The organism is Arthrobacter sp. Y3221159, assembly GCF_059089885.1.
In genome coordinates this window covers 1-22,619 of the sequence record NZ_JBNHFC010000023.1, presented here as the reverse complement: position 1 = coordinate 22,619, position 22,619 = coordinate 1, and the positions used below count along the sequence as shown (strand labels likewise).

Genomic DNA, 22,619 nt, shown 5'->3' with positions numbered 1-22,619 from the left:
TAACAGCCGGAGGGCATTGCTAATGGAACTGACACCAGAGATGGCACGACATATCAACCGGGCAGCCCAAGTCATGAGCGGGCTTTCGCGGGCCGTATCCCAGGACTGCGGCTGGGTGCGTACTAATAGTGCTCTTCACGCCGAAATCCTCGAGCTCCAAAATGACCTGAGGGACTACGCCGCAGGCGTCCTGGGCTCCGGCGACATGAGCGAGCACCTGATGGAAGCGCACACCGTGGGGAACCAGTTGCGTGAGGTGTTCCAGTCCTTCGCGATTCCGGATCTGACAACTTCCACAGATAACCGTTCAGAGGGCCTTGATCCCTGCTCCGAATCAGTGCCGTCCTGATTTATTAGTTGCCGGCAAATCGAGGCTCGCGCTTCTCCTGGAATGCCCGGAATCCTTCGGCATAGTCCTCGGTCTTGCAGAGCCGCGCCTGCTCCGTGTTTTCCTCCTGCATTGCCTCCCACAGGCCCAGGCGCTGGTCCCGGATGTGCGCCACCAGCTCCTTGCTGGCCACAAACGCGCCCGTGGCACCGGACGCCACCCGGGCCACAATCTCCCGGGTGCTGTCCAGCAGCGTGTCCGCCGGCATCGCCCGGCTGAACAGCCCCTGCGCCACCGCCTCGGCGCCGGAGATCAGGTCCGCCGTGTAGATCAGGTCCAGGGTCCGGTGCATGCCCAGCCGCTCGGTGAAGTACCAGTGGCCGCCCGAGTCCAGAGTGGCGCCCAGCTTGGCGAACGGGGACCCGAACTTCGCGTTCTCCGCCACGTACACCACATCCGTGGCCAGCAGCAGCCCCAGCCCCACGCCCAAGCCGGCGCCCTGCACCGCCGCGAAGGTGGGCGCCGGGAAGGCCGCCATCTTCTTCAGCAGCGGCTCCACCAGCCCGCCCAGGTAGGCGGCGGCGTCGTCGCTCTCCGGCGTGACGTTCTGGATGTCGCGGCCCGCGCAGAAGGCGCGCCCCTCTCCCCGGAGCAGCAGGGCCCGCACGTCACCGCGCTCGGCGGCGGCAGCAGCGTCGTCGTACGCCTGCCGCAACTCGTTGAGCGCATGCTCGTCCAGCGAGTTCAGCTTCTGCGGGGCATCCAGTACAACTTCGGCCACGCCGTTGCTGATGGAAAGGGAAATCATTCAGGCTCCTTGGTTGAGACCGGGCAAAGACTTAGACGTCGAAGTCGACGGTGACTTCCTTGCTGGTGGGGTGGCTCTGGCAGGTCAGCACGTACCCCTTGTCCAGCTCATCCTGCTCCAGCGCGTAGTTTTCGTCCATGGTCACGCTGCCGGAGACCACCTTGGCCCGGCACGTGCCGCACACTCCCCCGGCGCACGCGAACGGCACATCCGGCCGGACCCGCAGCGCGGCGTTGAGGATCGACTCGCGGGCATGCGTGGGGCTGGCCACCTCGCCCTGCAGGCCGTCCAGCTTGAACGTGATCTTGTACGTCTCCTTGGACTCGTCCACCACCACGGGACGGCCGGCGTGCCCCTCCGGGCGGTCCGGCTTGCCGGACGTGAACAGTTCGAACCGGACGTTCTCCGGCTTCACCCCGCGCTCGGCCAGGGTGTCCCGGCACAGCTGCACCAGCTCGAACGGCCCGCACAGGAACCACTCGTCCACGTCGTCCGCGTGGATGGCGGTGCCCAGCAGCTGCTGGAGCTTCTCGGCGTCGATCCGGCCGCTCAGCAGCGGCGCGATCCGCTGCTCGCGGGACAGCACGTGGTGGATGGCCAGCCGCTGCGGGTACTTGTCCTTCAGGTCCGCCAGCTCCTCCAGGAACATCACGTCCATGGCGGCCTTGTTGGCATAGATCAGGTCGAACCGGGTGTCTGGGTTGGCGGCCAGCAGCGTCCGGGCGATCGCGATCACCGGGGTGATGCCGGAGCCGGCGGCGATGGCCACGAAGCTCGCTTCCCCGTTGGAGGCGACATCCCCCGCCAGCTCCTCCGGGTTGTTCATGGAGTTCATGCGGTTCTGCTCCACGGCCTTGCCGTCCCGGCCGTGCCTGGATACGAACGCGCCCATGGGGCTCATCACGTCCAGGGTGTCCCCCGCCTTCAGTTCGGCGTTGGCCCACGTGGAGAACAGCCCGCCCAGGTCCTTCTTGATGGCCACCCGGATCTCACTGGTGCCGTCCTCGAAGCTGCGCGGCTCGGCGCAGATGGAGTAGCTGCGGCGGATTTCCTTCGGTTCGCTGGCCTCGTCCGGCAGCGTGGTGCGCAGCGCAACGTACTGGCCGGGCAGGTAGTCGAACTGGCCGGCGAGCTCCGCCGGCACGTGGAAGGAGACCTCGATGGCGTCCTCGGTCAGCCGGCGCACCTCCTTCACCGCGAGGGTGTGGAAGGACGGACGACGGCGGCCGGTGGCCTGCGCCTCTTCGGCGGCGGTCTGGCGGACAACAGGCATGGGGCTTCCTTACAGGACTTTGAAGTAGTCGAACGGTTCCTTGCAGTCATTGCAGACGTACAGTGCCTTGCAGGACGTGGAACCAAAGCGGGTGAGTTCCCGGGTGTTCAGGCTGGAGCACTGCGGGCACTTGACGGCCATCTTCACCTTGACGGGGCCCTGGTGGCCGGCCTTGCCCGTGGGCGGCGCGATGCCATACTCCCGCAGCTTGGCCTTGCCGGCCTCGGTCATCCAGTCCGTGGTCCAGGCCGGGGCCAGGACCAGGTCAACCTCGACGTCGGTGTACCCCTCCTTGGCGAATGCGGCCTTCAGATCGTCGCGGATGGCGTCCATGGCCGGGCAGCCCGAGTACGTGGGGGTAATGGTGACCCGCACCTTCGGCGCGGTGCCCGCGGAGGCGGTGCCGGCGTCGTAATCTTCTACCTGGACATCCCGAAGGATGCCCAGGTCCTCGATGGTGAGCACCGGGATCTCCGGGTCGCACACCGTGGCGGCGATGCCCCACGCCTTCTGCCGCGGGGTCCGGGTCCGGGTTTCGAAGTCCGAGATGTACATGGCCGTAGTCACCAGCTGGCTCCGGGATGCTCGCGGGCCAGCACCTGCATCTCCGCAAGGATGTAGCCCAGGTGCTCCGAGTGCTTGCCGTGCCGGCCGCCGCCGGGGGCCGCCGGGACGTCCGGCACCTCCAGCTCGGCCTCGCGCAGGACCTCTCCGCTGAGCCGGTCGAAGTCCTCCCGCAGGCTGGAAGGCACGACGGCGGCACCCGCCTCCGCGAGCCGGCGCGTCAGGTCATCGTCCTGGAACAGTTCGTTGACGTACGGCCACATCAGGCGCAGGCCGTGGATCATCCTGGTTCTCGACTCCTCGGTGCCGCCGGCCAGCCGGAGGACCCACTGGGCGCTGTGGTCCCGGTGGTAGTCCACCTCCTTCACGGCCTTGGCTGCGATGGCGGCCAGCGTTTCGTCCGTTGATTCCGTGAGCCGGCGGTACAGCTCGAACTGGTAGTAGCTCACCACGAACTGGCGGGCGATGGTGGCAGCGAAGTCGCCGTTGGGCTGTTCGAACAGCTGGACTGAGCGGAATTCGTGTTCGCGGCGGAAGTAGGCCAGATCATCCTCGGATTTGGTGCTGCCGTCCTCGTTCGTCAGCCCGCCGCCGGCGTAGCTGAGGAAGGAGCGGGCGTGGCCCAGCTGGTCCAGGGCGATGTTGCCCAGGGCCACGTCCTCCTCCAGCTCGGGGGCTCTTGAGATCCAGTGGCCCAGGCGCTGGGCGAGGATCAGGGCGTCGTCGCCGAGGCGCAGGGCGTACTCGGCGATGTCCTCGCTGGGCTTGGCCAGGCCGGTCTTCACCTCGAGGGCGATGTCCTCCGGGCGGAGGGCGTTGCCGGGGGTGATGCGGGTGGCAGACGCGTTGCTGTCGCCGCCTGCCACGCCGGTGGAGATGTCACCGTGGCCGGTGGTCTGCTCGGGGCTTGCCTGGGCGTTGCTCACAGGTGCTTCACCCCTTCTGACTTGGTGTAGTACGTGGCGTGCCGGTAGTCCTTGCCCTGCGGCGACTCGAAGAAGGAGCCCTTGGAGTCTGGGTCGCTGGCGGCAATGGCTTCCGCGGGGACCACCCAGATGGAGACGCCCTCGTTGCGGCGGGTGTAGAGGTCGCGGGCGTTGCGGAGGGCCATTGCGGCGTCCGGTGCGTGCAGGGAGCCGGCGTGGACGTGGCTCAGGCCGCGGCTGGACCGGACGAAGACCTCCCACAGGCCCCAGGCGGAGCGGTCGTGGTGCTCCTGCGCTGCCGGCTGTGATGCCGGGGCCTTGGCCTCATTGGGCTCAACCGCCGGCGACGCCTTCGGGGCTTCGCGCTTGATTTCTGCGGCCGCGCTTGCCGGCTCTTCCGGGTTGCCGTGGGGACTCATGCTGCGTATTCCTTCTGCATCTTTGCTGATTGTTTTGCTCGCTGTTTGTCCGCATACGCGGCGGCTGCCTCCCTAACCCAGGCGCCGTCGTCGTGCGCTTCCCTGCGGCGCTCCAGGCGCTGGGCGTTGCAGGGGCCGCGGCCGGCGAGAACTTCATGGAACTCGTCCCAATCCAGGGGGCCGTGCTCCCACTTCTTGGTGTCCTCGTTGAAGCGGATCTGGTCATCGGGGAGGGTGAGGCCCAGGACCCTAACCTGCTCCACCATCATGCCGACGAAGCGGCTGCGGAGCTCGTCATTGCTGAAGCGCTTGATGTTCCAGGCCATGGACTGCTTTGAGTTGGGGGAATCGTCGTCCGGCGGGCCGAACATCATCAGGGCCGGGGCGTACCAGCGGTTCACGGCGTCCTGGGCCATCTGCTTCTGCTCGGGGGTGCCGTTGGAGAGCTCGAGGAGGATCTCGAAGCCCTGGCGCTGGTGGAAGGACTCCTCCTTGCAGATGCGGACCATGGCGCGGCCGTAGGGTCCGTAGGAGGCGCGGCAGAGCGGGACCTGGTTGCAGATGGCTGCGCCGTCCACCAGCCAGCCGATGGCGCCCATATCCGCCCAGGTCAGGGCCGGGTAGTTGAAGATGCTGGAGTAGCGGGCCTTGCCGGCGATGAGGGCGTCCATCATTTCGTCCCGGGTCTGGCCGAGGGTCTCCGCGGCTGAGTAGAGGTAGAGCCCGTGGCCGGCCTCGTCCTGGACCTTGGCCATGAGGATGGCCTTGCGCTTCAGGCTGGGGGCCCGGCTGATCCAGTTGGCTTCGGGCTGCATGCCGATGATCTCGGAGTGCGCGTGCTGGGAAATCTGGCGCAGCAGGGTCTTGCGGTAGGCCGCCGGCATCCAGTCCCTGGGCTCGATGCGTGAGTCCTCGGCCATGACGCGGTCGAAGTGGGCCTGGGCCTCCGCTTCTGCCGCTTCGCTGGTTCCGGCTGTTGGCTCAGCGGGCACTGACTGCAGGTTCTGCGCTGCCATGGTTGCTCCTATGCAATGACCTTCTGGGACGTGCGGAATTATTTACCGACCGTTCGTTCAGGATATGCGGAAGCATTTGGGGCCGTCAAGCGCCGCCCCCTCCCCTGCGACGCTCTCTCACTTATCACTGCTCTCCCTGCGACGCCCGCTCACTTATGACTGCTCTCCCCCGAACGCGCGCTCACTTATGGCGGCCCTCCTGGCGACGCTCTCTCACCTATGGCAGCCCTTTTCCCGACGCCGATGCACGCGTTCAACGGCCGGCGAAGAACTGAGCCACCAGCCTTTTCGGTGCCCGCGCTGCCCAGGCTTCGACGATGATCTCGGCCAGCTCGTCGCGCGCGATCTCACCCAGCCGCGACTCCTGCACCAGGACAGCGTTGTAGCCGTCGAAATGCGGAACGGTGAAGAAGGGAACGGACGGGTCCTCGACCAGGGCCGCCTTGGCGGCGTCATCCGGGACCACGATGACCAGCAGGTCGCGGTAGGGCTCACCGGTTTCCGGGTCCACGGCCGTTTTATGCGGCGCCCGGTACATGACAAAACCGCGCCCTTTCGGCCCGCGGGGAACCTTGTATGTTGGACGGTCACCCCAGGAAGTCCCAAGTTCAACTTCCGGCAGGCCGCTGCAGATGGCGCCAACGTCCCCGGGTACGGCCATGCGATCCATGGCGACAAGGTAGCCCCGCGTGCGATGAGGGGCAATACCGGAAGGTACGGCTGGTAGGTGCGTGCCGCCGTCGTACGCCCTCCTGGGCAGGCGGGCATATCCGGGTCGCCCGCAAGAGGCAAGTCTGGTTTGCCCCACTGCCCGGGCATATACTGTCCGCCTGTTTGGCCTTGGAGCATTCGGGAACATCTCACGGTTCAGTGAACCGACACCGGCGCCTCCGGACTTGCGATCCGGGAGGCGCCGAAGCCTCAATGAACCCTGTCAACATGCGCGGCATGGTTGGCGACCTGGAGGATGGATGGTCATGCGACGGTCCCTGGCACTGATACTTGCCCTCGCGTTGGCGTTCGCCCTCGTGCCCGCACTGCACTCGGGACCTGCCAGGGCCGAGCCCGGCCTGTGTATGGGCGCGCCGGGCGCCGACAGCACCGTCTACCCGGAAACCCGGCAGTTCGTGGACACCCAGTCGTGGTGGATGCCGGACGTTGACCAGCCCAACAACGCCAGCACCAACACCGGCCACCTCCACATGGGTGCGTGCATCCCCGAACGGGAAACCATCAGTTCGGGGAATCTCACCGTGAACGTACGGGTGGTCCTGCACGACAACCCGGGCACCGCCAACTACGTCTCGATGGTGTTCAAGACGTCGGACCGCGAAACCACTGTCCAGAAGTGCTATCTGCGGGCCGAAGCGCCGGACTTCAGCTGCCCTGGACCGTCCGACAAAGGAAGGGGCGACTTCGTCTGCAACGGAACCTGCGAGCGCTGGCTGAGCTTCTCGCAACCAGTTTCCCTGTTCAACCACTCGGGGCTGCAGGACGTCCGCTTCCGCGGCTTTGTCCGCGAGCCGGACGGCAAGGAGATGCGGGCCAACTTCAATTGGCAGGTCAACATCCAAAATGGAAGGTCCGGCTCGGACGTATCGGACGAGGCCTTTCTGCGCGGCAAGGGTTGGTACACGCGCGCCGGATACTGTGAGGCCTCGTTCCGCCCGGTTCCCCTTCCCGACGGCCCGGTGTCCGGCATCTGGAGTCCGTTGGTGGGCCTGACCACGCACTCCGGCAGTGACTCGCGCCCGGCGTCCCACTCCTTCGTTGCGATCGACCCCGACTTCCACGCCGTTCCGCCCAGCCCCGGAGCAGTGCTGGTGGATGCCGCAGGGCCATACGGGTCCGAGCCCTCGGGCGCGGCCCCCATCTCGATCGACACCAGGACCCTGTCCAACGGCGTGCACAAGCTGCACCTGCGGACGTCCTGCCGCGACGACAGGCAGGCGTCGACGAACTCCGGGGTGACCGTGGTTCCCTTTACTGTGGCGAACTGACGGTGTAAGGCGTGGGCGGAAAGGCGAGCGCCGCCGTCGCACGCTCCACCCTCCCTATTCCCCCACGCTCGACGCGTAAATTCACTCTCGACGCGCATCTGCCAACCCGCCGGCCAAATTCCGGCCGCGCCGCGTCGCCAGCAGCGGTCAGAGCCAAGTCTTAAGCATCAGGCTAGGGTGCGTTTTGCGGCATCCAGGATGACTTTCCGGAAGTTGCCCGCCCTGCTCATGACCGTCCTCTGCCGACTCGCGCCGGTCCCCTTGGCAAAGATCTGGCGGATGCTTTTCTCCACCAAAATCCTCTCTTGGGTTTCCGTCAGGGCCGGCCTGATGTGCTCCAGGAGCGCGTCAATGCACTCTTCGGCCGGACGGGGCCGGTTCAGGGTGGGATGGATGAGGTGGTCCTCGACGCCGTACCTGCTGGCCCGCCATGAGGCAAGACGAAGCATCTCGGCAGGCACAGCCGGGGAAGGCTTGCCCTCAGCCCACTCCTGAGCCGCAGTCTCCACCAGGGCACGGGCAATAGCGGCAATAGCTACGGAATGGGCCAGCTCGGTACAGACGTCCGGGACACGGATTTCAACCGTTGGATAGGTCGCCGAAAGGCGGGCGTCGAAGTAAATCTGGCCACGGTCCAAAAGGATGTTGCAGGAGAGCAGCATCTCCACTAGGTCCTGATAAGCCTGCGCCGAACCGAACACTTCGGTTGGTCCGGCAGTCGGCCACCGCCTCCAGACCTGATAGCGGTAACTCGCGTAGCCGGTGTCCTTGCCCTGCCAAAAGGGCGAGTTGGCGGAGAGGGCAATCAGGTTCGGAAGCCAGATCCGAATCCGGTCGAGGACCGCCACCCCCTCCTCCGGAGAATCCACCGAGACATGCACGTGTAATCCGCACATCAGTTGCTCGCGAAGGGCCAGCCCGAACCGCTCTTCCATGGCGAGATAGCGGGGAGACTGCACCAAATGAGGCAGTGCAGGAAGCGGTGAAGTTCCCAGGGCAGCGATACTCGCGCCGAAGACCGTCGCTTGCCGCTGTGCCTCGGCCCTGCCTTCCTTCAGGGCAGCAGCGAGATCGGACAGGCTGGTGAAAGGGGCGGAAATCGCTTCAACCTGCTCCCGCTGCACCTCGGTGGTCAAGGTATTGCCTTGCATTGCCGTCGAGGGTTCAGCGGCTCCCCCTGCCGCCCGCCTCGCCTTCTGCGCAGACGTTTCGGCAACCAGGTCCTCCCCCACGGCGGCGTGCATCCCGGTCTGGGAATCAACGAGGAGAAATTCCTCTTCCACCCCGAAACTTCGCATACCGCAAGTTTGCCCTGCCCGTTCACATCCGCCAATGGGAGGCCTCTCCGGATTGGTGGACTGCGGGAATGCGACGGATGTTGAGCGGGACCGGCAGCGGGCGGACAGCTCGAACTTTCCAGCTATAGGCCTGATAACCCCGTCCCGTCAGGGCTGGCTCAGCATCTTGCCGTGCTGCTGTTGTGGAGGGCAAGGTGACGGTTGCCAGGATTGCGGCAGCAACGAGCAGGCCTGCGGCGACCGTCAGGGCGCTGCCATACCCGGCGACCAGTACTGACGGGGCCCTCGTGGTAGCCAACGCCCCCGAAGACGACCGCCAGCGCGTCTACCGCCAGCTGATGATCTACGCCGGCGCCGTCGTACTGGCCGGACCGGTCCTCGCCTGGGTACTGCTGGTACCCACGGGCGTCATGTAGCCGGCGCCCAACCGGGAAGCGCCCCCTACTTTTCCGCCAAGTCGTCCGCCACGCGGCGCAGATCCTGGACCCAGCCGGTTGACCGGTTAGTTCCACTCACACCGGCCTCAAAGTTCGCCAGCGCCTCCGCCATGAGTTCCAGCGCTTGCGCCACGTTTGTTTTGACCGCGGTATAACCTTCATCCGCGCGGGGGTCGGTCGATGCAGACAGCAGCAGCTCCGCCCCGGATTTGATGACCAGTGAGGCTTCGTATTCGTTCACGCTGATACCCCGCATCTTCGAAATGTTCGACGGTTTGGACAGCTGCTCCGCCAGCCCAACCATACCCCCGGGCCGGCGGACGCCGGCAGAAGCCTATCCCCTGCCCTCTCAAGCAAGCCCGGCATGGCAACCGCGAGAGAGCAGGGGTGGGCGGACCGGAAATCGAGTAGCCGCCACTGGTGCGTCCCCCGTGCCTGGCGGGTACCGTCGGTAGAGGGTTCAGCCAGCAGCCCGTGACTGGGTCGTGGGCTGTCAGGGAGTTCGTTTTGTGGGCACGGAACTAAGGAAACATACGGCACGCCATCCCGGAGGGCCCGCCGAGGGAGGCGGTATTGTGCTGACGCCCCGCTGGCAGCCGGCACCCTACCGGAGGAGGCACGCAGCGCCCGCCGGGATCCTGTTGGATCTTCGGGCGGAAAGCCCCGCCGCATCCCTGAACCTGCTCCTCGAAGCCGCGTCAACAACCCTGCAGGAAGTGGTGGGATCCCCGTTCGACTGTGCCATGACCCTGCCACGGCGCCGCGGAACCCAGCAGGCGGTGGGATCGAACGACAGCGCACTGGGATTGGCCAGAGGAGAACAGGAACACGGGATCGGTCCAGTGTCCCAGGCACTTGCCGGAAGGGTGGCAGCCATCGCCAACGGGTACCTGCCGCATCCTGATTGGCCTGACTACTGGCGCATCCTGAAGCAGGCCGGCTACCGCTCAATGCTGTCCGTCCCTGTGCCACTGGGTTCCGGACGTTTCGCCGCGCTCACCCTTCTCTCTGCCCGGGACAACGTCTTCACCGCATCCGTCACCGCCACTGCCACGGCATTCGGCAGGAGAGCAGGCAACAGCTACGTGATCGCCGAGGAATTCAGGTCCGCCCGCTCCGGCGCCGACCAGTTGCGGTCAGCTTTGGACAGCCGCCCCATCATCGACGCCGCCTGCGGCGTGATCATGGCGCAGAACAAGTGCTCCTACGAGGCCGCTTTCGAGATCCTGGCCAAGGCCTCAAGCCACAGGAACATCAAGGTCCGGACGGTGGCGGAAGGCATTCTGCGCAACGTTTCCGGTGAGTCTCACACCGCACACCTCGACCGGCGGTAAGTGTCTGCACCTCACCTCACGTCGATGAAGACCGGATTCGCGTAGCCGTCGCTGCCGCGGAGGCGGACGTAGCAGGATTCCTGCACATCCCTTATGACGTGCCTGGACGTGGTGGTCGCCCACGAGCCATTTCAGCAAACAACGGAGGACATCGGAGTGCAGGGACCGCCCAGCTCAAGAACCGCACAATAAATCCCAAGAATGGCGATAACCCCTTTTCTTCGGCCTCGTTGCTTTCTAGGGTGGCCTTCACAGGGACTCCTTCAGGAGGACCAGCGGGCAGGATGCCGCAACCAGTACCAAGGGGAACAGGTGATGGACAGGGTAAGCCCAAGCACTCCGCTTGCAATGAAGCAGTCAACCTCACCGGCAGCGCCCGCCACGGACCGGCCGCATGTTCCCGTGCCCCCTCAAGCACCGACCCGAAAGGCGATCAGCCGCGAGCACCAGTTGCGGCAGCTCATCAACGACCTCTCCGACCTTGCAGCCAAACACCGCCCGCCGCAGCGGCAGAACCAAGCCAGCGCGTAGGGCCGCCCCGCGGTCAGCGAGGAGGGCGCTCTAGGTAGGAGGCGCAGCAGGGCGCATAGTGGGACTATGACAAGTCCTTACACCCGGGGTGATTCCTTCAGTTGCGGGGTCTCCCGCGAACACATCGAACGAGCCCTCGTATCCTCCGGGGCGACGGACGTTATCTTCAGTCAACGCGGCACCCGGAGCGCCATCGCGTTCAGGGGCGGCGGGAGGCAGTTCCGTATCGTCATCTCATTGCCGCAACCGGATGCGGCTTTGCCGATCCGGAAGGATGCAGCGGAGGGCCCTGCCGGCGAAGCGAAAGGAAAGGTCCTCGATCGCGCTGCCCGCAGGATGTGGCACGCCACGGCCATGGGAATCGATGCCAAGCTCGGAGCGGTGGCGGCAGGGGCCGCCAGCCTTGAATCAGAGTTCCTCGCCCACGTGGTCCTCCCCGGGAACCGCACTGTCCTGGACGAGCTCGAGCCCGTCATCGACTCGGCCTACCGGTCTGGACTGCGCCCCTCGTTTGGCAATACCGCGCCGTCTTTGCCGGCTGCAGACCAGCAGTTGTCCACCGTTCTCCCGCACCGGCGCACGCCGGCGATATAGCGCCGTGGCTGCCAAATATCTTGCATAAGCCCTGCGCCCCGTAAAGGCGCTTTTAGGGCGTACACTCAGGACTACCTCGGGAGGTCGTGACTGGACATCCGGTTCCCCGAGAAAAGAGCCCGTTTCCTGCCAGCACCCGCGAATCTGGGGAGCACGTAGATCGAGTCGCCTCGATGCTGACACCGCAGCTACTGGACAACGAGGGCGGACGTGACCGGAGCGCTTCGGCGAAACGGGAACCGGCAGCCATCCCAGACAGGCGATCCAGGCCCGGGTCCCTAAGCCCCAGTCACAGCCGTTCCGCGCTTTTCCGCGGATCCGGCAGTGCATCTCAAGGAACGTTGGCAGACGACATGACCGACAGCAGCATCCGCAACCAGTGGCACAGGCTTCCCTCGCCGGTAACCCAATGGCTGGTCGACAACCCCGGCTGCGTCATCCTCCCTCGGACCCTGTCTGCGGAGATCAGTGCCGCGACCGGTGAACCCCTGAGTGTTGACCCGCACGGCGAAACCACGCTCAGCCAGGATGACGTGGACTTCATCCGGATGAAGTCCCACGAGGCACAAAGCGGGGAGCCATCCACCGATTACCAGTTCTTTGACTCGGTGCAGCCCTAGCCCGGCGTCCGCCCGTAGGCCCCTAGCGGTGTGCTGATCAGATCGTGGCCAGAGCGTGCTTGGCGCTTTCCACCAGGACACGGGTCCCTGCCGGGACGTGCACAACTTCGCCGTCGATCTGGCACGGAACAGCGTCCCGCGTGGTGAAGGCATAGCTGCTGACGCTGGGCTGGTTTCCCAGCCCCAGCGTGACGGCGCGCAGGGTCATCAGTGCCATCTTAAGCAGCCCGGCGTGGGGCAGGGTTACCACCTCGAACCGCCCGTCGTCGGGCTGGTTCGATTCGCTCACGGTTCCGTACTTGGCCATCCGCGAAATGTTGGCCAAAATCAGGCTGTCGAAGCGGGCGGTGGAACCGTCGTCGCGGACCAGATCGAATGGTTTCAGCGCCCTGAGCGTCCGGGCGACGGAGAGGAGCTCGAGGATTTTCCCCTTTCCGCCCTGTTCAATTCCGATTGCCATCAGCGGTGTGAGCCCGAACCCCACATAGGAGTGGGCATACCGCGCCTCATCCTTGTGGGTTCCGCCGAACGTGACGCGCAGGAGGTCGATGCGGCGGACCCTGTTCTCTCGGATGGCCTCCGCCAGGGGCTTGACCGGCAGGCTCCGGTGGTGGTCGTTGGCATTACCCGCCGGAAGCACGGTACACACTGCATTGCTGCCGGGCACGTCCATCACCCCGTTGACTACCTCGTTGTACCCGCCGTCGCCGCTGACAGAAACAATCAGCGGGGCACCCCGCCCGGCCACGGAGCGCGCCAAATCGCGGGCGTGTCCTGAAAAATTCGTCGCCAGCAGCTCTATGCCGAGATCCGGCACGCCTGCTGCAAGGTCCCGCTGCACCTCATCGATCCGATCAGACATTCCGGGCCTGTTCGGATTGAAAACCAAGGTAATCCGGTCGTAATGGGCTGCCGGCGCCCGTTCATCGGCCATTGTGGATCGCTCCCAATCCCAGTTGCTTCAATTCCAGCCTAGCCGGTCACCCTGCGCCGGTGCGCCCAGGCCGTTGCCCTGCCGCGCAACGCACAAAAATTCGGACCCATCCTTCGGGTTTGTTGCTACGAACTGCCTTGGGAGCCGGTTCCTATTGCCCCCGGCGCCGAGCGTAAACACAGTTGGCAGGGCTTTACCTAGCAGGAGGTTTACAGACATGAGCGCGAATTGCACCCGGTTTCTTTCCGAATGCATCACCCGCGACCCGGAGAAGCAGTCGGGCCTCCGCGAAGGCGAACTGTACGGGGTGTACCTGAGCTGGTGCCTGCTCAACGGCGAGAAGCCGTGCCCTGACACGTCACTGTGGGCGGCTATGAGCCAGCAGGGGCACCGGGAGTCACAGAGTGCGGCAGGGCAGAGGGTGTGGCCAGGGCTGTCGATGACAGGGCCGGCGGCGGTGGACTACATTCTGGCGAGCCAACCGAGTTTGCTTTGATTCCTGAGAGCCGCGTGAACTAGCCGCTGGGGTGGTCTCCGCGTTTGGCGGCAGGTCCCGCCAGCTGTGCGGCCAGGCCGGAGAGCAGGATGCTCAACCCCTGGTCCAGCTCGGCGTCGCCGTCGTACTCGGCGAGGACCGGACCCAACGCACGCAGATGTGGAAAGTCCTTGCTCGGGAGGCGGTGCAGGCCCAGGCGCAGGATGGCTTCATTCTCGTCCGGATCCACGATGTATTCCTGCAGTTCGTTGAGGATGTGTCCGTAGAGGAAGCCGTAATAGGCGCGGTAGACGTGCAGGGCGTGGGCCGGGGAGAACCCGGCCTCTATCAGCAGGGAAAGAATCTGCTCCAGCGGGCGCAGCGTACCCAGCGGACGCAAGCCCAATGGAGTGGACAGGGGCCTGGTGACCAGCAGCGGCACGACGTTGGGATGACGCAGCGCCAGGAGCCGCAAATCGTGTCCGATCCTGCGAAGCTGGGCCTGCCAGTCCGGGTCGTCAGGAAAAATGGCCAGTTCATCGAGCACCACTTCGGTCACCCCGTCCAGCAGGGCTGCGCGGTTGGCGGCATAGCGGTAGAGACTCATGGGGTCGCGTCCCAGCTCCTGGCCCAGGCGACGCATGGTGAGGGCCTCAAGGCCTTCGGCGTCCACCAGCGCCAATGCGGTGGAGAGGACGAGTTCCCTGTTCAAGCGGGCCTTGGGCGGCTTGCTATGATTCAAGGTTTTCCGCTGGGAAGCCATGAAGATCCGTTCCTGTGGAGCATGCGGGCCCTCTGGAGGATCGCAATGTTGCTTATCCCTTAGTCTACGCGTAAAGTCTACAACGTAGATAACTTCCGGCAATGTTCCGGTACTACCCTCAATGTCCTGTGCAAGGCATTTGAGTTGGAAACCGCTGTAGCCGAACGGCGAACAACTGCACCGCAGTGAAACGAGCCCTTCAATGGCACATTCACACTTCGACCAGTTCCTCAGCGAAGCCACATACTCAGATCCGGATTCCGACTCCACCCTGGACGGAGACTCCCTGTACGGCCTCTACACCAGCTGGTGCTGCCTGTCCGGGAAGACTCCCCAGGTGGAGCGCAGTTTCTGGGCTGCCATGAACGAGCGCGTCCTCACCGGGCAGCGTTTGAAAATGAAAGGCCCGGCTGCTGCGGACTATATTTTGTCCAGCTACCAGGCCGTGGTCTAGTCCCTGAATTCGACCGCATGACCATAAAAGACCCACGGAGCACACCTTGAGTACTGCACGGACTTTTCAAAGAATCGTCGTTATTTTCAACCCCAACAGCACCGGCGACGCGCCCAAGCTTGCCGCTGATCTCCGGTCCCGGCTTGCCGTGCTTCTCCCCTACCCTGCGGACGTCCAGCTTCGACCCACCGACCATGCGGGCCACGCCGTCGAACTTGCCCGCGAAGCCGCTCAGGGTGGCCAGGATGTCCTGGTCGTCTCCGTCAGCGGAGATGGCGGCTACAACGAAGTGGTCAATGGCGTCATGCAGGCAGGCAACCCCAACGCTGTCTGCGCGGTTATGGCCGCCGGCAACGCCAACGACCACCACCGCACCATAGCCACCCGGCCGCTGGAGGAAGCCATCGCCGGCGGCAGCGTGCGCCGCATCGACCTCCTTCGTATCCGCACCGGCAACAGTGGAGATGCCGCTGACTACGCGCACTCCTACATCGGATTCGGCCTGACCCCGGTCATGGCCATCGATTTGGAGAAGGGCAGCAAAGGAGCGCTGAAAGAGATGTTCTCTGTGATGCGCACCTTTTCAAAATTCAAGCCCTTTGAAATCCGGCAAGCCGACGGAAAACGCCGCAAGTTCGACAGCCTCGTCCTGGCCAACATCCCCGAAATGGCAAAATACGCCACCCTAAGCGAGGCCGACGAAATGGCGGCCGACGGGACGTTCGAAGTGGTGCTTCTCCCCCACCGGTCAAAGCTCCGCGTTCTGTTGACCGCTCTGCGGGCCACCACCCAGGGCTTGGGAGACCAGCCCAGCGTCAGCAGCTACCGGTTCACCACCCTTAAACCCATTCCGTACCAAATCGACGGAGAAGTGAAATCCGTTGCCGCCAATACGCCGGTGACGATCGAATGTGCGCCTGCCGCCCTGGCGACTCTAGGCTAAGGCAGGGCCGCCTTGATGACTGTATTGAAAGGAACACCGGTGAACGCCACGGGCGACAAAAAAGGGGAAGCCGAACCTGCATCCCGCGGGAGAGTGCTCGCGTGGTTGCGCCAGCCGCTGAGGCCAAGAGTGGTCACCGCCGCGTCCTTGACCTCCCACGTGCACTTCCTGGAAGGTCCGCCCTCGTCCTCCGGCCTTGTCTTCGTGCTGCTCCACGGCATCGGCATGTCCCACCGCTACTACCGGAAACTTCAGCTCCGCCTGGCACAGCACGGGGACGTCCACGCCATAGACCTTCCCGGCTTCGGCGGTACACCCACTCCGGACCGGCAACTTGGCGTCGCCGACTACGCACACCACATCGCGGCGGTCCTTGAAAAGGTGGGTGTTTCCCGGGCAGTGGTGGTGGGCCACTCGATGGGTACCCAGTTCGCCGCTGAGCTCGCGGTGCAACGCCCTGACCTTGTTTCCCATGTGGCGCTCCTGGGGCCGGTAGTGGATCCGGAACGCCGTACCGTCCTCCAGCAATCCCTTGCCCTGGGGCGTGATTCACTCATGGAAAGCCCCATGGGCAATGCCATGGTCTTCAGCGACTACGTCCGCTCGGGGATGCGCTGGTACCTCACCGAGCTTCCCGTCATGATGGCCTACGACCTTCAAGCCACCGTTGCCCTGGTAAGCCAGCCGGTGCTCGTGGTCCGCGGGTCGCGGGACCCGGTAGCGCCGCGGAACTGGTGCCACAAACTCGCCGCCACCGCTCCGGACGGGCGCTTCTTGGAAATACCGGGCAAGCCCCACATCGTTCAGCACGGAGCCGCAGCCCACACTGCCGCCGCTATCATCGCCCTGACCAGCGGCAATTGATCCTGCCGCGGGCACAAGGGGCACCCCCGCGGGCTAGGATGCCAGCATGGGACTCATCATCACGCTGCTTATTATCTGGCTTGTTCTGTCGATTCTAGGCTTCATTATCGAGGGCCTAATATGGCTGGCGTTCATCGGTTTGGTGTTGTTCGCCGCCACCGTGGTGTGGGGCTGGCTGAAGCGCAGGGCCCGCACGTAGGGCCCGCGCACCACCTCCCGCCCGCAGGACCTCAGGCCCCGGCCGGCCCCCCAATCCGTACCGGCCCGGGCCTGATGCCGTCCTGGCCGGCGGGTGTCAGGCCCGCCGCTGGTCGAAGCAGAATCCGCACGCGCAGCGGTAGGTGAGCAGGACGCCGTCGTCCTTCCCGTCGGGAACCCCCGCGGCTGCCGCGTGGCCCGCGGACACCAACTGCATCTCCTCGCCGCAGTGCATGTGCGTGGCCAGCATCCGCCGCAGCTGTGGGTCTTCCGGATGCCTCGTATGAACTGCTTTCTTAAGCTGTGCCATGACCGCTTCCTTTCAGCCCAGCGAAGCGAGGAGGTCGGCGCAGGCCTGCTCACAGCGTCGGCACGCTTCAGCGCACACCTCGCAGTGCCGGTGCATGGAGGCATGCTGCCCGCACTCCTCCGCGCAGGCCCTGCACGCAGCCCGGCATGCCTCGAGCACTGCGCGGGTCATCTCCGGGTCTGGGCCAGTCTGCCGGGTGAGGATCTTTCCGGTGGCCACGCAGATGTCCACGCAGTCGAGGTTGGTGCGGATGCACTTAGTCAGCTCGGCAACCATCTCTTCGCTGAGGCAGGCGTCCGCGCACGCAGTACAGGTCTGGGCGCACTCAAAGCACGCCTGGATGCATTCGGTGAGTTTGGCGTTGTCGATGTTTCGGGAACCCTGGGGGTGGGCGTCAAGCATGGATTGAACATGTGTCATTGGTCTGTCTTTCCAGGTTTGCCAGCGTTGGTGGGTTGAAACAGCGGGCGTTTTTATGTCCGGCTGACCGAAAGCTGGATGACCGTGAGCGCGGGAAGGTCCGGCTCGGACGGCATACCGGGGGAAAGAACCTCGCCACCTGTCTCCTGCAAGAGCATGGAGGGCTCATTCACATCGCCCGTCCTGAGCGGAACCGGTTCGCCGCGGGGTGCCTGCCGGCGTTCGCAGCAGCCCCGCTCCATGGACTGGGGGTCCAGCATCGGGCCGGCATGGTGGGTCACGGGGACAACCGAAGAGTCCGACGACGGCGGGGCACCCTGGCCCAGGGAGGTTGAGCCCAGCGCGGGTGCTTCGGTCAGCGGCCCGGCAGGGTCAACGGACTGGGCGGGCGCCGTCAGGAAGGGTCCGTGCCCCACAAGGGCATAGCGGCTGCCATGCGTGTAGGAGGCCGCTCCCGCCACGAGGAGGGCCAGGAGAATGCACACGAAGATGCTTCGCAGCGATACAAGGCGGCGAAGAATTTCCTGCGGAGTGCAGTAGACCGTGGCCATCGACCACTTCCTGGTGGACACCTGATAAGCCTAGCTTCGTATCCGTGCGGGACAGGTCACACCTGCATTACTTTTGCATCCCGGCCTGCACAGCGGCAGCCTGGGACTCGGCTTTTTCCAGGAGCCTCTGCCGTTCCGGGACCGAGTAGCCAGCGGCGCTGATGGCGCTGCGCATGCGGTTCAGGTGGTCCAGGATCGCCGCCCGGTGCCTTCCTCCCCGGTCGCAGCATGCGAGTTCGCGCAGGAGTTCCAGCAGGCGGTCTGCCACCACCGGATCCGCGGCGCCGTAGTGCCTTGTCTGGTTCATAGCCATGCCCAGCAAGTCCTGGAGCGCCGGAAGTGCCAGCACCACCCGGACGCGCCCGTCATCGTCGGTGATGTGCTCCGGGCCGGTTTCCCTGTCCACCAGCCGGCAGAGCAGGGCCGAGAGGTGCCCGATAACGTGTACCGCCGTGGTTGGGTCGTTGATGCCCGGGGAAAGCGCCCTGGTGGCGACGTCCACAAGCTGCCGGAAGCCGAACCCCACATCCTGAACACTGGTGCGTTCGAACCCGGTGGCCACGGCCGCGTTAACGGCGTCGCCCAGCATCATCCTGTCTTCCGGCCGCGTGCGCGCTGCCGGCTCCAGCGGCCATGCGGTCGCGAACGGGACGCCCTTCACCAGTGAGCTGCCCGGCTCCTTGTCCAGCCGCACCACAGCGCCTGACTCAACCGCCGCGTGCAAGAGCGCGTCCTTGTCGAACGAGGTGAGGAAGCCTGAGGACGCGGCTGTGATAGGGAAGCTGGCAACTCCCGGAAGCGGATCCGGCCCTTGGACCGGGCGGTCCTCCGGAAAGACCCGGTCAATGGTTTCCTGGGTTTCCATGTTGACTTTGCGCATCATGGTTTCCACCCGGATCTCCCGCGTAAGGTGCGCGAGAAAGAGCACCAGCCCCATCACACTGGCGATGGCAAGGGCGAACGCCACGGTAACCGAGATTTCCGGCACGAAGGGCGAATTTCCGCTGCCTTCGTCGCGGACGCTGCGGAGGACGGTCAGGGCGAACGCGAAGGCGGCCAGGAAGAGCGCCAGGGTGCCGTGCACGAACCGGTCAGCAGTGAAGGTCCGCAACAGCCGGGGCGAGAACTGGCTGCTGGCCAACTGCAGTGACACCACGGTAAGGGAGAAGGTCAGGGACGTCACAGTGATCAGGGACCCCCGCGATGGCCTGCAGGACAGACCGGCCCGCCTCCGGACCTCCACTAAAAAGAAAAACGCTGACGCTTTCGGGCAGTTGCCCGTCAACTTCCGAATCAAGGGCCGGCAGCGCTATACCGAGCGACACTGCCAGCGCGACCGCCAACGCAGGCAATGGCCACAGCTGGGTCCGGAGCGCATCCATCCAATGCGCCGCCCGCCCGTTCATGTGTCTTCCACCTGCTTTAAGGCTGCCTCAGCCATGGGCTCGCACTCTCCTTCGAGGGCCGGTGACGGGCTGGCAGCGTCACCAACCCCGTGTTGGCCTGCCGACGCCGGAACCAGCGATACTAAGCGTACTGTCCATAGCCGTCAGATGTCCGCGTTCCCTGCCACCTGCCTACCGAAGGAGCTTGACATTATGTGGTTTGATTCCTGGCCGGAGATTCTGCGCGTACTGGTTGTGGGTTCGGCTTCCTACGCTGCCGTAGTGGTCCTGCTGCGGGTCTCGGGCAAAAGGACCTTGGGACAACTGAACGCTTTTGATTTCATTGTGACGGTCGCTTTCGGGTCCACTCTTGCCACCATACTGCTCAGCCCGGATGTGGCCTTCTTTGAGGGGATGGCCGCGCTGGTGATGCTTGCAGGCCTTCAGTTCGTCATCGCGTGGGCGTCGGCCCACGTCACGGGCGCACGGTCCGCGGTAACGTCACGGCCTGTGGCGCTGGTGTTGTCCGGGGAACTCCAGCACGCCCAGTTGCGGAGGAACCGGCTGAGTGACTCCGAAATCCTGCAGGCGGTGCGCGCCACGGGCTCCGGGGACCTTGCGGACATCGCGGCGGTGGTGCTTGAAACCAACGGGACCATCAGTGTCATCCCCAAGAACAAACTTGGCAGCGGGTCGGCCCTCGGTGGCGTTCTCGGGACTCCGGGTTCCTGATGCCCGTGGCAAGCCAGGACGTCCCTGACGATTCCCCGGTTCCGCAGGCAAGCGACGCCAGGCTGGGCAAGGCGGAGGCCCTCGCCGGCCGGCTCGACAAGCCGATGGGGATATTGGGTGTCATCTTCCTCTTCGTAGTGCTGGGCCAGCTGGTGGCGAAAGACCCCGCACTGGCGAGCGCCTTCACGGTGATCGGTTGGCTCTTCTGGGCGGTGTTCGTCCTCGAATTCCTGCTCCGCGCCTACATCGCCGCATTCGGCAGGGATTTCTGGCGCAAGAACTGGTGGCAGGTGATTTTCCTGCTGGTACCGTTCCTGCGGTTCTTCCGGGCCCTTCACGCATTCAGACTGGTCCGCTTCGCCAGGCTGGCCCGCTACGGATCAATCCTCTCCGCGGGTGTCCGCGGTTCGCGTTCTGCAGGCAAGCTCCTGACCAGCAGGATCGGCTGGCTCGCCGCCGTGACCGCCGTCGTCATCCTGGCAACCAGCCAGTTCCTCTACGCCACCGGCGAGCACAGCTCCTACGCGGATTCCCTCTATGAATCAGCCATGGCTGCGATCACCGGCAGCGGGATCACCGGCACCAGCTTCTCCGCCCGCCTCATCCAGGTGCTGATGGCCATCTACTCCGTTGTGGTGTTCGCGACGCTCGCGGGTACCCTGGGCGCCTACTTTCTGCGTCAGAAAGATTCGGATAATTGACACAGGCCGGGACGCCTCGAGCTAATGCGACCACCACCTCGTGGGCCCGGCGCTGGGTGCACGGACGTGCCTTTGACGTGATGCTGCCCGGCCCTATTCAGGCACATAGGGTGCGTGTTGCTCCAAAGTGCCGTCGACAACAGCCACATCAAAGCTCGCCGTCTCACCCTCTGCCTGGATTGTCAGGTCCGTCCGCGCACCGGGCCTGGCCTCTGTGCTGGTGAGGACAAACCGCGAAGTGTCGAATTCCACCTTCCCGCCAGCCGGAATGGTCACAGGCAACTCGTCGTCATTGTCCCCGATGACCAGATCAAGGTCCTCGCCCGTGGTGTTGAAGATCGTTCCAAGAATCCGGCCGGGTTCATTCTCGGCTGCAGTAACAATAAAGACGCTCCGCAATTCAAGGCCGGCAAAATCCTTGTTCGACCCCACAGCGACCGCGTCGTGATCCTCGTCAGCGGGGGGTGTGCACCCCACCAGTAGCAGCAGCAGCGCCAGCACTGCTGTGAGAATATTCGCTGACTTCTCCATCAAGAGTGTCCTCCAATCTCAGCCGGCTGCCGATCAGGCAGAGTTCGCGGCGTGCTCAGCGGCGCGGGAATGGATGCGTCGGATAGGCGTACCCTGGGGCCCCGTGACGTATGAGATCGCGTCCACCGGGATAAATGGCTTCTCAGCGGACGCGTTCTTCTTCGGGATCGATGAGAAGGTCATCGACTGTTCCAATGTCTGCTCCGTCGCGGTCCTCAATGTGAGGAGGCCCACGGCACCATGCCACATCCTTTCTGGGGGTCTTTGCCGCCTTGGCGGTCCCACGACGTGTCAACGCTGTATCGGGGACGCCGGGTGATGATGCTCCCTTTAACCGTAGGTCCGTCCCGGGCCACGGGCCGTTACAAGGGCGTCAAGAATACTGCAGTGCCATCACGACTGAGTAACACCCCTTTGTCCGGACGAACCGGGTGCCTAGCCTGAATAGTGAAGGCATTTCCAGAGCCAAAGAAGGCGAAGTCCAATGCCACTGTCCGACGACGAGCGCAGGCGCCTTGAGGAGCTTGAGAACCTTCTGAGCGCCCAGGATCCCTCCCTGGCCCGGAACCTGGAAGCAGGCAAACCGGCCGGATCGGTCCCGCGCCGGATGATACTCGCCATCCTCGCGGTCCTGGCGGGCCTGGTACTCGTCGTCGTGGGCGTCGCAACGCAGATACTGCTGATCGGTATTGCCGGCTTTGTGCTCGAGTGCGCTGCTGCCTACTGGCTTCTGGATGGGCTGGGAATTTCGTCCTGGAAAGTCGAACCTCCTGCCCGCTCGCGTGCCGGAAAGGGAAAGGACTTCCGGTAACCCCTGCAGCCCTTAGTACCCGGCCAGGTCGCGCTCGCGCACAAGGCGGCCGGCCGCCGCGGCCAGGGCGACGGCGACGGCGGCGAGCAGCACGGCGCCGGCCGGGTCGAATGCCTCGGCGGGCATCGCGGACGAATGCCGGAACGGGCTCAGGTCCTGCAGCCACACCGGCAGCCCCAGCAGGTCCCCGAACTGGCCCAGTACCAGCCCCACGGCCAGGAATCCCCAGCCCACCGCACTGGTCCACCGCGACGCCAGCGCGAACACCAGCACCGTCACCGCGGGAAAGACCAGCGCCGCCGGAACATGGGCCAGTGCCGCCGCAAAGACGGTGGCGGCGCTGCTGCCCCCGGCTTGGGAGACGGTGAGCACAGCGGCCGCCGCGGCTCCCGCGGCGGC

At 64.9% G+C, this 22,619-nt stretch carries 29 protein-coding genes and 1 pseudogene; 13 read left to right on the top strand and 17 right to left on the bottom strand.

Annotation, left to right across the window (positions count from 1 at the left end):
- Positions 1-40: 40 nt before the first annotated feature.
- Positions 41-349: a hypothetical protein gene (locus tag AC5RT3_RS18510; RefSeq protein ID WP_494124887.1), complete on the top strand. Its 309-nt coding sequence runs from the start codon at positions 41-43 to the stop codon at positions 347-349.
- A 4-nt stretch (positions 350-353) separates the two neighbouring features.
- Here the strand turns inward: AC5RT3_RS18510 and AC5RT3_RS18505 are convergent, their stop codons facing one another.
- The 7 genes from AC5RT3_RS18505 to AC5RT3_RS18475 all read right to left on the bottom strand — a co-directional run bounded on the left by AC5RT3_RS18505 (position 354) and on the right by AC5RT3_RS18475 (position 5,995).
- A complete protein-coding gene (locus AC5RT3_RS18505) occupies positions 354-1,136 on the bottom strand; it encodes an enoyl-CoA hydratase/isomerase family protein (protein WP_494124886.1) in 783 nt (260 codons plus the stop codon).
- A gap of 31 nt (positions 1,137-1,167) precedes the next feature.
- The gene (gene paaE, locus AC5RT3_RS18500; protein ID WP_494124885.1) at positions 1,168-2,409 is read right to left on the bottom strand and encodes a 1,2-phenylacetyl-CoA epoxidase subunit PaaE; all 1,242 of its coding nucleotides are present in this window, start codon (positions 2,407-2,409) and stop codon (positions 1,168-1,170) included.
- 9 nt (positions 2,410-2,418) lie between these two features.
- Positions 2,419-2,964, bottom strand: a complete 546-nt coding sequence (gene paaD, locus AC5RT3_RS18495; protein WP_494124911.1) for a 1,2-phenylacetyl-CoA epoxidase subunit PaaD — start codon at positions 2,962-2,964, stop codon at positions 2,419-2,421.
- 8 nt (positions 2,965-2,972) lie between these two features.
- Complete coding sequence (gene paaC / locus AC5RT3_RS18490; RefSeq protein WP_494124884.1) at positions 2,973-3,899, bottom strand: 1,2-phenylacetyl-CoA epoxidase subunit PaaC; 927 nt, start codon at positions 3,897-3,899, stop codon at positions 2,973-2,975.
- Positions 3,896-4,318, bottom strand: a complete 423-nt coding sequence (gene paaB, locus AC5RT3_RS18485) for a 1,2-phenylacetyl-CoA epoxidase subunit PaaB (protein WP_494010135.1) — start codon at positions 4,316-4,318, stop codon at positions 3,896-3,898. Before paaB ends, paaC begins: the two co-directional genes overlap by 4 nt.
- Entirely contained in the window at positions 4,315-5,334 is a 1,020-nt protein-coding gene (gene paaA, locus AC5RT3_RS18480; protein ID WP_494051239.1) for a 1,2-phenylacetyl-CoA epoxidase subunit PaaA, read from the bottom strand. The genes paaB and paaA overlap by 4 nt, the downstream gene beginning before the upstream one ends.
- Before the next feature lie 253 nt (positions 5,335-5,587).
- The gene (locus AC5RT3_RS18475; RefSeq protein ID WP_494124910.1) at positions 5,588-5,995 is read right to left on the bottom strand and encodes an MmcQ/YjbR family DNA-binding protein; all 408 of its coding nucleotides are present in this window, start codon (positions 5,993-5,995) and stop codon (positions 5,588-5,590) included.
- A gap of 316 nt (positions 5,996-6,311) precedes the next feature.
- Between AC5RT3_RS18475 and AC5RT3_RS18470 the strand changes: the two genes are divergently transcribed.
- Positions 6,312-7,334 (top strand): hypothetical protein, encoded by a 1,023-nt coding sequence (locus AC5RT3_RS18470; RefSeq protein WP_494124883.1) that lies wholly within the window; start codon positions 6,312-6,314, stop codon positions 7,332-7,334.
- 167 nt (positions 7,335-7,501) lie between these two features.
- Here the strand turns inward: AC5RT3_RS18470 and AC5RT3_RS18465 are convergent, their stop codons facing one another.
- Complete coding sequence (locus AC5RT3_RS18465; protein WP_494124882.1) at positions 7,502-8,632, bottom strand: carboxylate-amine ligase; 1,131 nt, start codon at positions 8,630-8,632, stop codon at positions 7,502-7,504.
- Positions 8,633-8,871: 239 nt separating this feature from the next.
- Here AC5RT3_RS18465 and AC5RT3_RS18460 point away from each other — a divergent pair.
- A pseudogene (locus AC5RT3_RS18460) lies at positions 8,872-9,048 on the top strand (SLC13 family permease); the annotation flags it as partial.
- Positions 9,049-9,073: 25 nt separating this feature from the next.
- On the opposite strand, the gene AC5RT3_RS18455 reads toward AC5RT3_RS18460, so the two are convergent.
- Positions 9,074-9,310, bottom strand: a complete 237-nt coding sequence (locus tag AC5RT3_RS18455; RefSeq protein WP_494051249.1) for a hypothetical protein — start codon at positions 9,308-9,310, stop codon at positions 9,074-9,076.
- Between the two features lie 334 nt (positions 9,311-9,644).
- Here AC5RT3_RS18455 and AC5RT3_RS18450 point away from each other — a divergent pair, with 334 nt between their 5' ends.
- The 3 genes from AC5RT3_RS18450 to AC5RT3_RS18440 all read left to right on the top strand — a co-directional run bounded on the left by AC5RT3_RS18450 (position 9,645) and on the right by AC5RT3_RS18440 (position 12,148).
- Positions 9,645-10,403 carry a GAF and ANTAR domain-containing protein gene (locus AC5RT3_RS18450; protein ID WP_494124881.1) on the top strand — a complete coding sequence of 253 codons (759 nt, stop codon included), beginning with the start codon at positions 9,645-9,647 and terminating at the stop codon, positions 10,401-10,403.
- A gap of 597 nt (positions 10,404-11,000) precedes the next feature.
- Positions 11,001-11,528: a hypothetical protein gene (locus AC5RT3_RS18445; protein WP_494051251.1), complete on the top strand. Its 528-nt coding sequence runs from the start codon at positions 11,001-11,003 to the stop codon at positions 11,526-11,528.
- Positions 11,529-11,881: 353 nt separating this feature from the next.
- The gene (locus AC5RT3_RS18440; RefSeq protein ID WP_494051252.1) at positions 11,882-12,148 is read left to right on the top strand and encodes a hypothetical protein; all 267 of its coding nucleotides are present in this window, start codon (positions 11,882-11,884) and stop codon (positions 12,146-12,148) included.
- A 37-nt stretch (positions 12,149-12,185) separates the two neighbouring features.
- On the opposite strand, the gene AC5RT3_RS18435 is transcribed toward AC5RT3_RS18440, so the two are convergent.
- Together AC5RT3_RS18435 and AC5RT3_RS18430 are read right to left on the bottom strand one after the other, a co-directional pair.
- Entirely contained in the window at positions 12,186-13,082 is an 897-nt protein-coding gene (locus AC5RT3_RS18435; RefSeq protein WP_494124880.1) for a diacylglycerol/lipid kinase family protein, read from the bottom strand.
- 515 nt (positions 13,083-13,597) lie between these two features.
- Positions 13,598-14,320 carry a TetR/AcrR family transcriptional regulator C-terminal domain-containing protein gene (locus AC5RT3_RS18430; protein WP_494124879.1) on the bottom strand — a complete coding sequence of 241 codons (723 nt, stop codon included), beginning with the start codon at positions 14,318-14,320 and terminating at the stop codon, positions 13,598-13,600.
- A 202-nt stretch (positions 14,321-14,522) separates the two neighbouring features.
- On the opposite strand from AC5RT3_RS18430, the gene AC5RT3_RS18425 reads away from it, so the two are divergent.
- The 4 genes from AC5RT3_RS18425 to AC5RT3_RS18410 are packed head-to-tail and all read left to right on the top strand — an operon-like array spanning position 14,523 to position 16,780.
- Entirely contained in the window at positions 14,523-14,774 is a 252-nt protein-coding gene (locus AC5RT3_RS18425; RefSeq protein ID WP_494051255.1) for a hypothetical protein, read from the top strand.
- A gap of 46 nt (positions 14,775-14,820) precedes the next feature.
- The gene (locus AC5RT3_RS18420; protein WP_494051256.1) at positions 14,821-15,717 is read left to right on the top strand and encodes a diacylglycerol/lipid kinase family protein; all 897 of its coding nucleotides are present in this window, start codon (positions 14,821-14,823) and stop codon (positions 15,715-15,717) included.
- Positions 15,718-15,732: 15 nt separating this feature from the next.
- Positions 15,733-16,581 carry an alpha/beta fold hydrolase gene (locus AC5RT3_RS18415; RefSeq protein ID WP_494124878.1) on the top strand — a complete coding sequence of 283 codons (849 nt, stop codon included), beginning with the start codon at positions 15,733-15,735 and terminating at the stop codon, positions 16,579-16,581.
- 46 nt (positions 16,582-16,627) lie between these two features.
- Positions 16,628-16,780, top strand: a complete 153-nt coding sequence (locus tag AC5RT3_RS18410; RefSeq protein ID WP_494051258.1) for a hypothetical protein — start codon at positions 16,628-16,630, stop codon at positions 16,778-16,780.
- Between the two features lie 96 nt (positions 16,781-16,876).
- Here AC5RT3_RS18410 and AC5RT3_RS18405 read toward each other — a convergent pair whose 3' ends face one another.
- Genes AC5RT3_RS18405 through AC5RT3_RS18390 form a run of 4 tightly spaced genes read right to left on the bottom strand, consistent with a single transcriptional unit; the run spans position 16,877 to position 19,243 of the window.
- Positions 16,877-17,089: a hypothetical protein gene (locus AC5RT3_RS18405; RefSeq protein ID WP_494010111.1), complete on the bottom strand. Its 213-nt coding sequence runs from the start codon at positions 17,087-17,089 to the stop codon at positions 16,877-16,879.
- 12 nt (positions 17,090-17,101) lie between these two features.
- Positions 17,102-17,509 (bottom strand): four-helix bundle copper-binding protein, encoded by a 408-nt coding sequence (locus AC5RT3_RS18400; protein WP_494051259.1) that lies wholly within the window; start codon positions 17,507-17,509, stop codon positions 17,102-17,104.
- A 53-nt stretch (positions 17,510-17,562) separates the two neighbouring features.
- The gene (locus AC5RT3_RS18395; RefSeq protein WP_494051260.1) at positions 17,563-18,081 is read right to left on the bottom strand and encodes a hypothetical protein; all 519 of its coding nucleotides are present in this window, start codon (positions 18,079-18,081) and stop codon (positions 17,563-17,565) included.
- A gap of 46 nt (positions 18,082-18,127) precedes the next feature.
- Entirely contained in the window at positions 18,128-19,243 is a 1,116-nt protein-coding gene (locus AC5RT3_RS18390) for a DUF2254 domain-containing protein (RefSeq protein WP_494124877.1), read from the bottom strand.
- Between the two features lie 415 nt (positions 19,244-19,658).
- Between AC5RT3_RS18390 and AC5RT3_RS18385 the strand changes: the two genes are divergently transcribed.
- Both AC5RT3_RS18385 and AC5RT3_RS18380 read left to right on the top strand, forming a co-directional pair.
- Entirely contained in the window at positions 19,659-20,177 is a 519-nt protein-coding gene (locus AC5RT3_RS18385) for a DUF421 domain-containing protein (RefSeq protein WP_494124876.1), read from the top strand.
- A 5-nt stretch (positions 20,178-20,182) separates the two neighbouring features.
- On the top strand, positions 20,183-20,878 hold the full coding sequence (locus AC5RT3_RS18380; protein ID WP_494124875.1) for a hypothetical protein: 696 nt from the start codon (positions 20,183-20,185) through the stop codon (positions 20,876-20,878).
- 93 nt (positions 20,879-20,971) lie between these two features.
- Here the strand turns inward: AC5RT3_RS18380 and AC5RT3_RS18375 are convergent, their stop codons facing one another.
- Positions 20,972-21,409 (bottom strand): hypothetical protein, encoded by a 438-nt coding sequence (locus AC5RT3_RS18375; RefSeq protein WP_494124874.1) that lies wholly within the window; start codon positions 21,407-21,409, stop codon positions 20,972-20,974.
- A 484-nt stretch (positions 21,410-21,893) separates the two neighbouring features.
- Here AC5RT3_RS18375 and AC5RT3_RS18370 point away from each other — a divergent pair, with 484 nt between their 5' ends.
- Positions 21,894-22,220: a DUF3040 domain-containing protein gene (locus AC5RT3_RS18370; protein ID WP_494124873.1), complete on the top strand. Its 327-nt coding sequence runs from the start codon at positions 21,894-21,896 to the stop codon at positions 22,218-22,220.
- Between the two features lie 12 nt (positions 22,221-22,232).
- On the opposite strand, the gene AC5RT3_RS18365 is transcribed toward AC5RT3_RS18370, so the two are convergent.
- The coding region (locus AC5RT3_RS18365; RefSeq protein WP_494124872.1) for an efflux permease Rv1217c-related protein at positions 22,233-22,619 on the bottom strand (387 nt) is incomplete at its 5' end.

Excerpts from the sequence above, each read along its gene's own strand:
- AC5RT3_RS18375 (WP_494124874.1), bottom strand. The coding sequence starts at position 21,409 with ATGGAGAAGTCAGCGAATATTCTCACAGCAGTGCTGGCGCTGCTGCTG.
- paaD (WP_494124911.1), bottom strand. The coding sequence starts at position 2,964 with ATGTACATCTCGGACTTCGAAACCCGGACCCGGACCCCGCGGCAGAAG.
- AC5RT3_RS18415 (WP_494124878.1), top strand. The coding sequence starts at position 15,733 with ATGACTGTATTGAAAGGAACACCGGTGAACGCCACGGGCGACAAAAAA.
- paaE (WP_494124885.1), bottom strand. The coding sequence starts at position 2,409 with ATGCCTGTTGTCCGCCAGACCGCCGCCGAAGAGGCGCAGGCCACCGGC.
- AC5RT3_RS18445 (WP_494051251.1), top strand. The coding sequence starts at position 11,001 with ATGACAAGTCCTTACACCCGGGGTGATTCCTTCAGTTGCGGGGTCTCC.
- AC5RT3_RS18400 (WP_494051259.1), bottom strand. The coding sequence starts at position 17,509 with ATGACACATGTTCAATCCATGCTTGACGCCCACCCCCAGGGTTCCCGA.
- AC5RT3_RS18510 (WP_494124887.1), top strand. The coding sequence starts at position 41 with ATGGCACGACATATCAACCGGGCAGCCCAAGTCATGAGCGGGCTTTCG.
- AC5RT3_RS18370 (WP_494124873.1), top strand. The coding sequence starts at position 21,894 with ATGCCACTGTCCGACGACGAGCGCAGGCGCCTTGAGGAGCTTGAGAAC.
- AC5RT3_RS18435 (WP_494124880.1), bottom strand. The coding sequence starts at position 13,082 with ATGGCCGATGAACGGGCGCCGGCAGCCCATTACGACCGGATTACCTTG.
- AC5RT3_RS18405 (WP_494010111.1), bottom strand. The coding sequence starts at position 17,089 with ATGGCACAGCTTAAGAAAGCAGTTCATACGAGGCATCCGGAAGACCCA.
- AC5RT3_RS18475 (WP_494124910.1), bottom strand. The coding sequence starts at position 5,995 with ATGGCCGTACCCGGGGACGTTGGCGCCATCTGCAGCGGCCTGCCGGAA.
- paaA (WP_494051239.1), bottom strand. The coding sequence starts at position 5,334 with ATGGCAGCGCAGAACCTGCAGTCAGTGCCCGCTGAGCCAACAGCCGGA.
- AC5RT3_RS18470 (WP_494124883.1), top strand. The coding sequence starts at position 6,312 with ATGCGACGGTCCCTGGCACTGATACTTGCCCTCGCGTTGGCGTTCGCC.
- AC5RT3_RS18425 (WP_494051255.1), top strand. The coding sequence starts at position 14,523 with ATGGCACATTCACACTTCGACCAGTTCCTCAGCGAAGCCACATACTCA.
- AC5RT3_RS18410 (WP_494051258.1), top strand. The coding sequence starts at position 16,628 with ATGGGACTCATCATCACGCTGCTTATTATCTGGCTTGTTCTGTCGATT.
- AC5RT3_RS18430 (WP_494124879.1), bottom strand. The coding sequence starts at position 14,320 with ATGGCTTCCCAGCGGAAAACCTTGAATCATAGCAAGCCGCCCAAGGCC.
- AC5RT3_RS18440 (WP_494051252.1), top strand. The coding sequence starts at position 11,882 with ATGACCGACAGCAGCATCCGCAACCAGTGGCACAGGCTTCCCTCGCCG.
- AC5RT3_RS18505 (WP_494124886.1), bottom strand. The coding sequence starts at position 1,136 with ATGATTTCCCTTTCCATCAGCAACGGCGTGGCCGAAGTTGTACTGGAT.
- paaB (WP_494010135.1), bottom strand. The coding sequence starts at position 4,318 with ATGAGTCCCCACGGCAACCCGGAAGAGCCGGCAAGCGCGGCCGCAGAA.
- AC5RT3_RS18465 (WP_494124882.1), bottom strand. The coding sequence starts at position 8,632 with ATGCGAAGTTTCGGGGTGGAAGAGGAATTTCTCCTCGTTGATTCCCAG.
- AC5RT3_RS18385 (WP_494124876.1), top strand. The coding sequence starts at position 19,659 with ATGTGGTTTGATTCCTGGCCGGAGATTCTGCGCGTACTGGTTGTGGGT.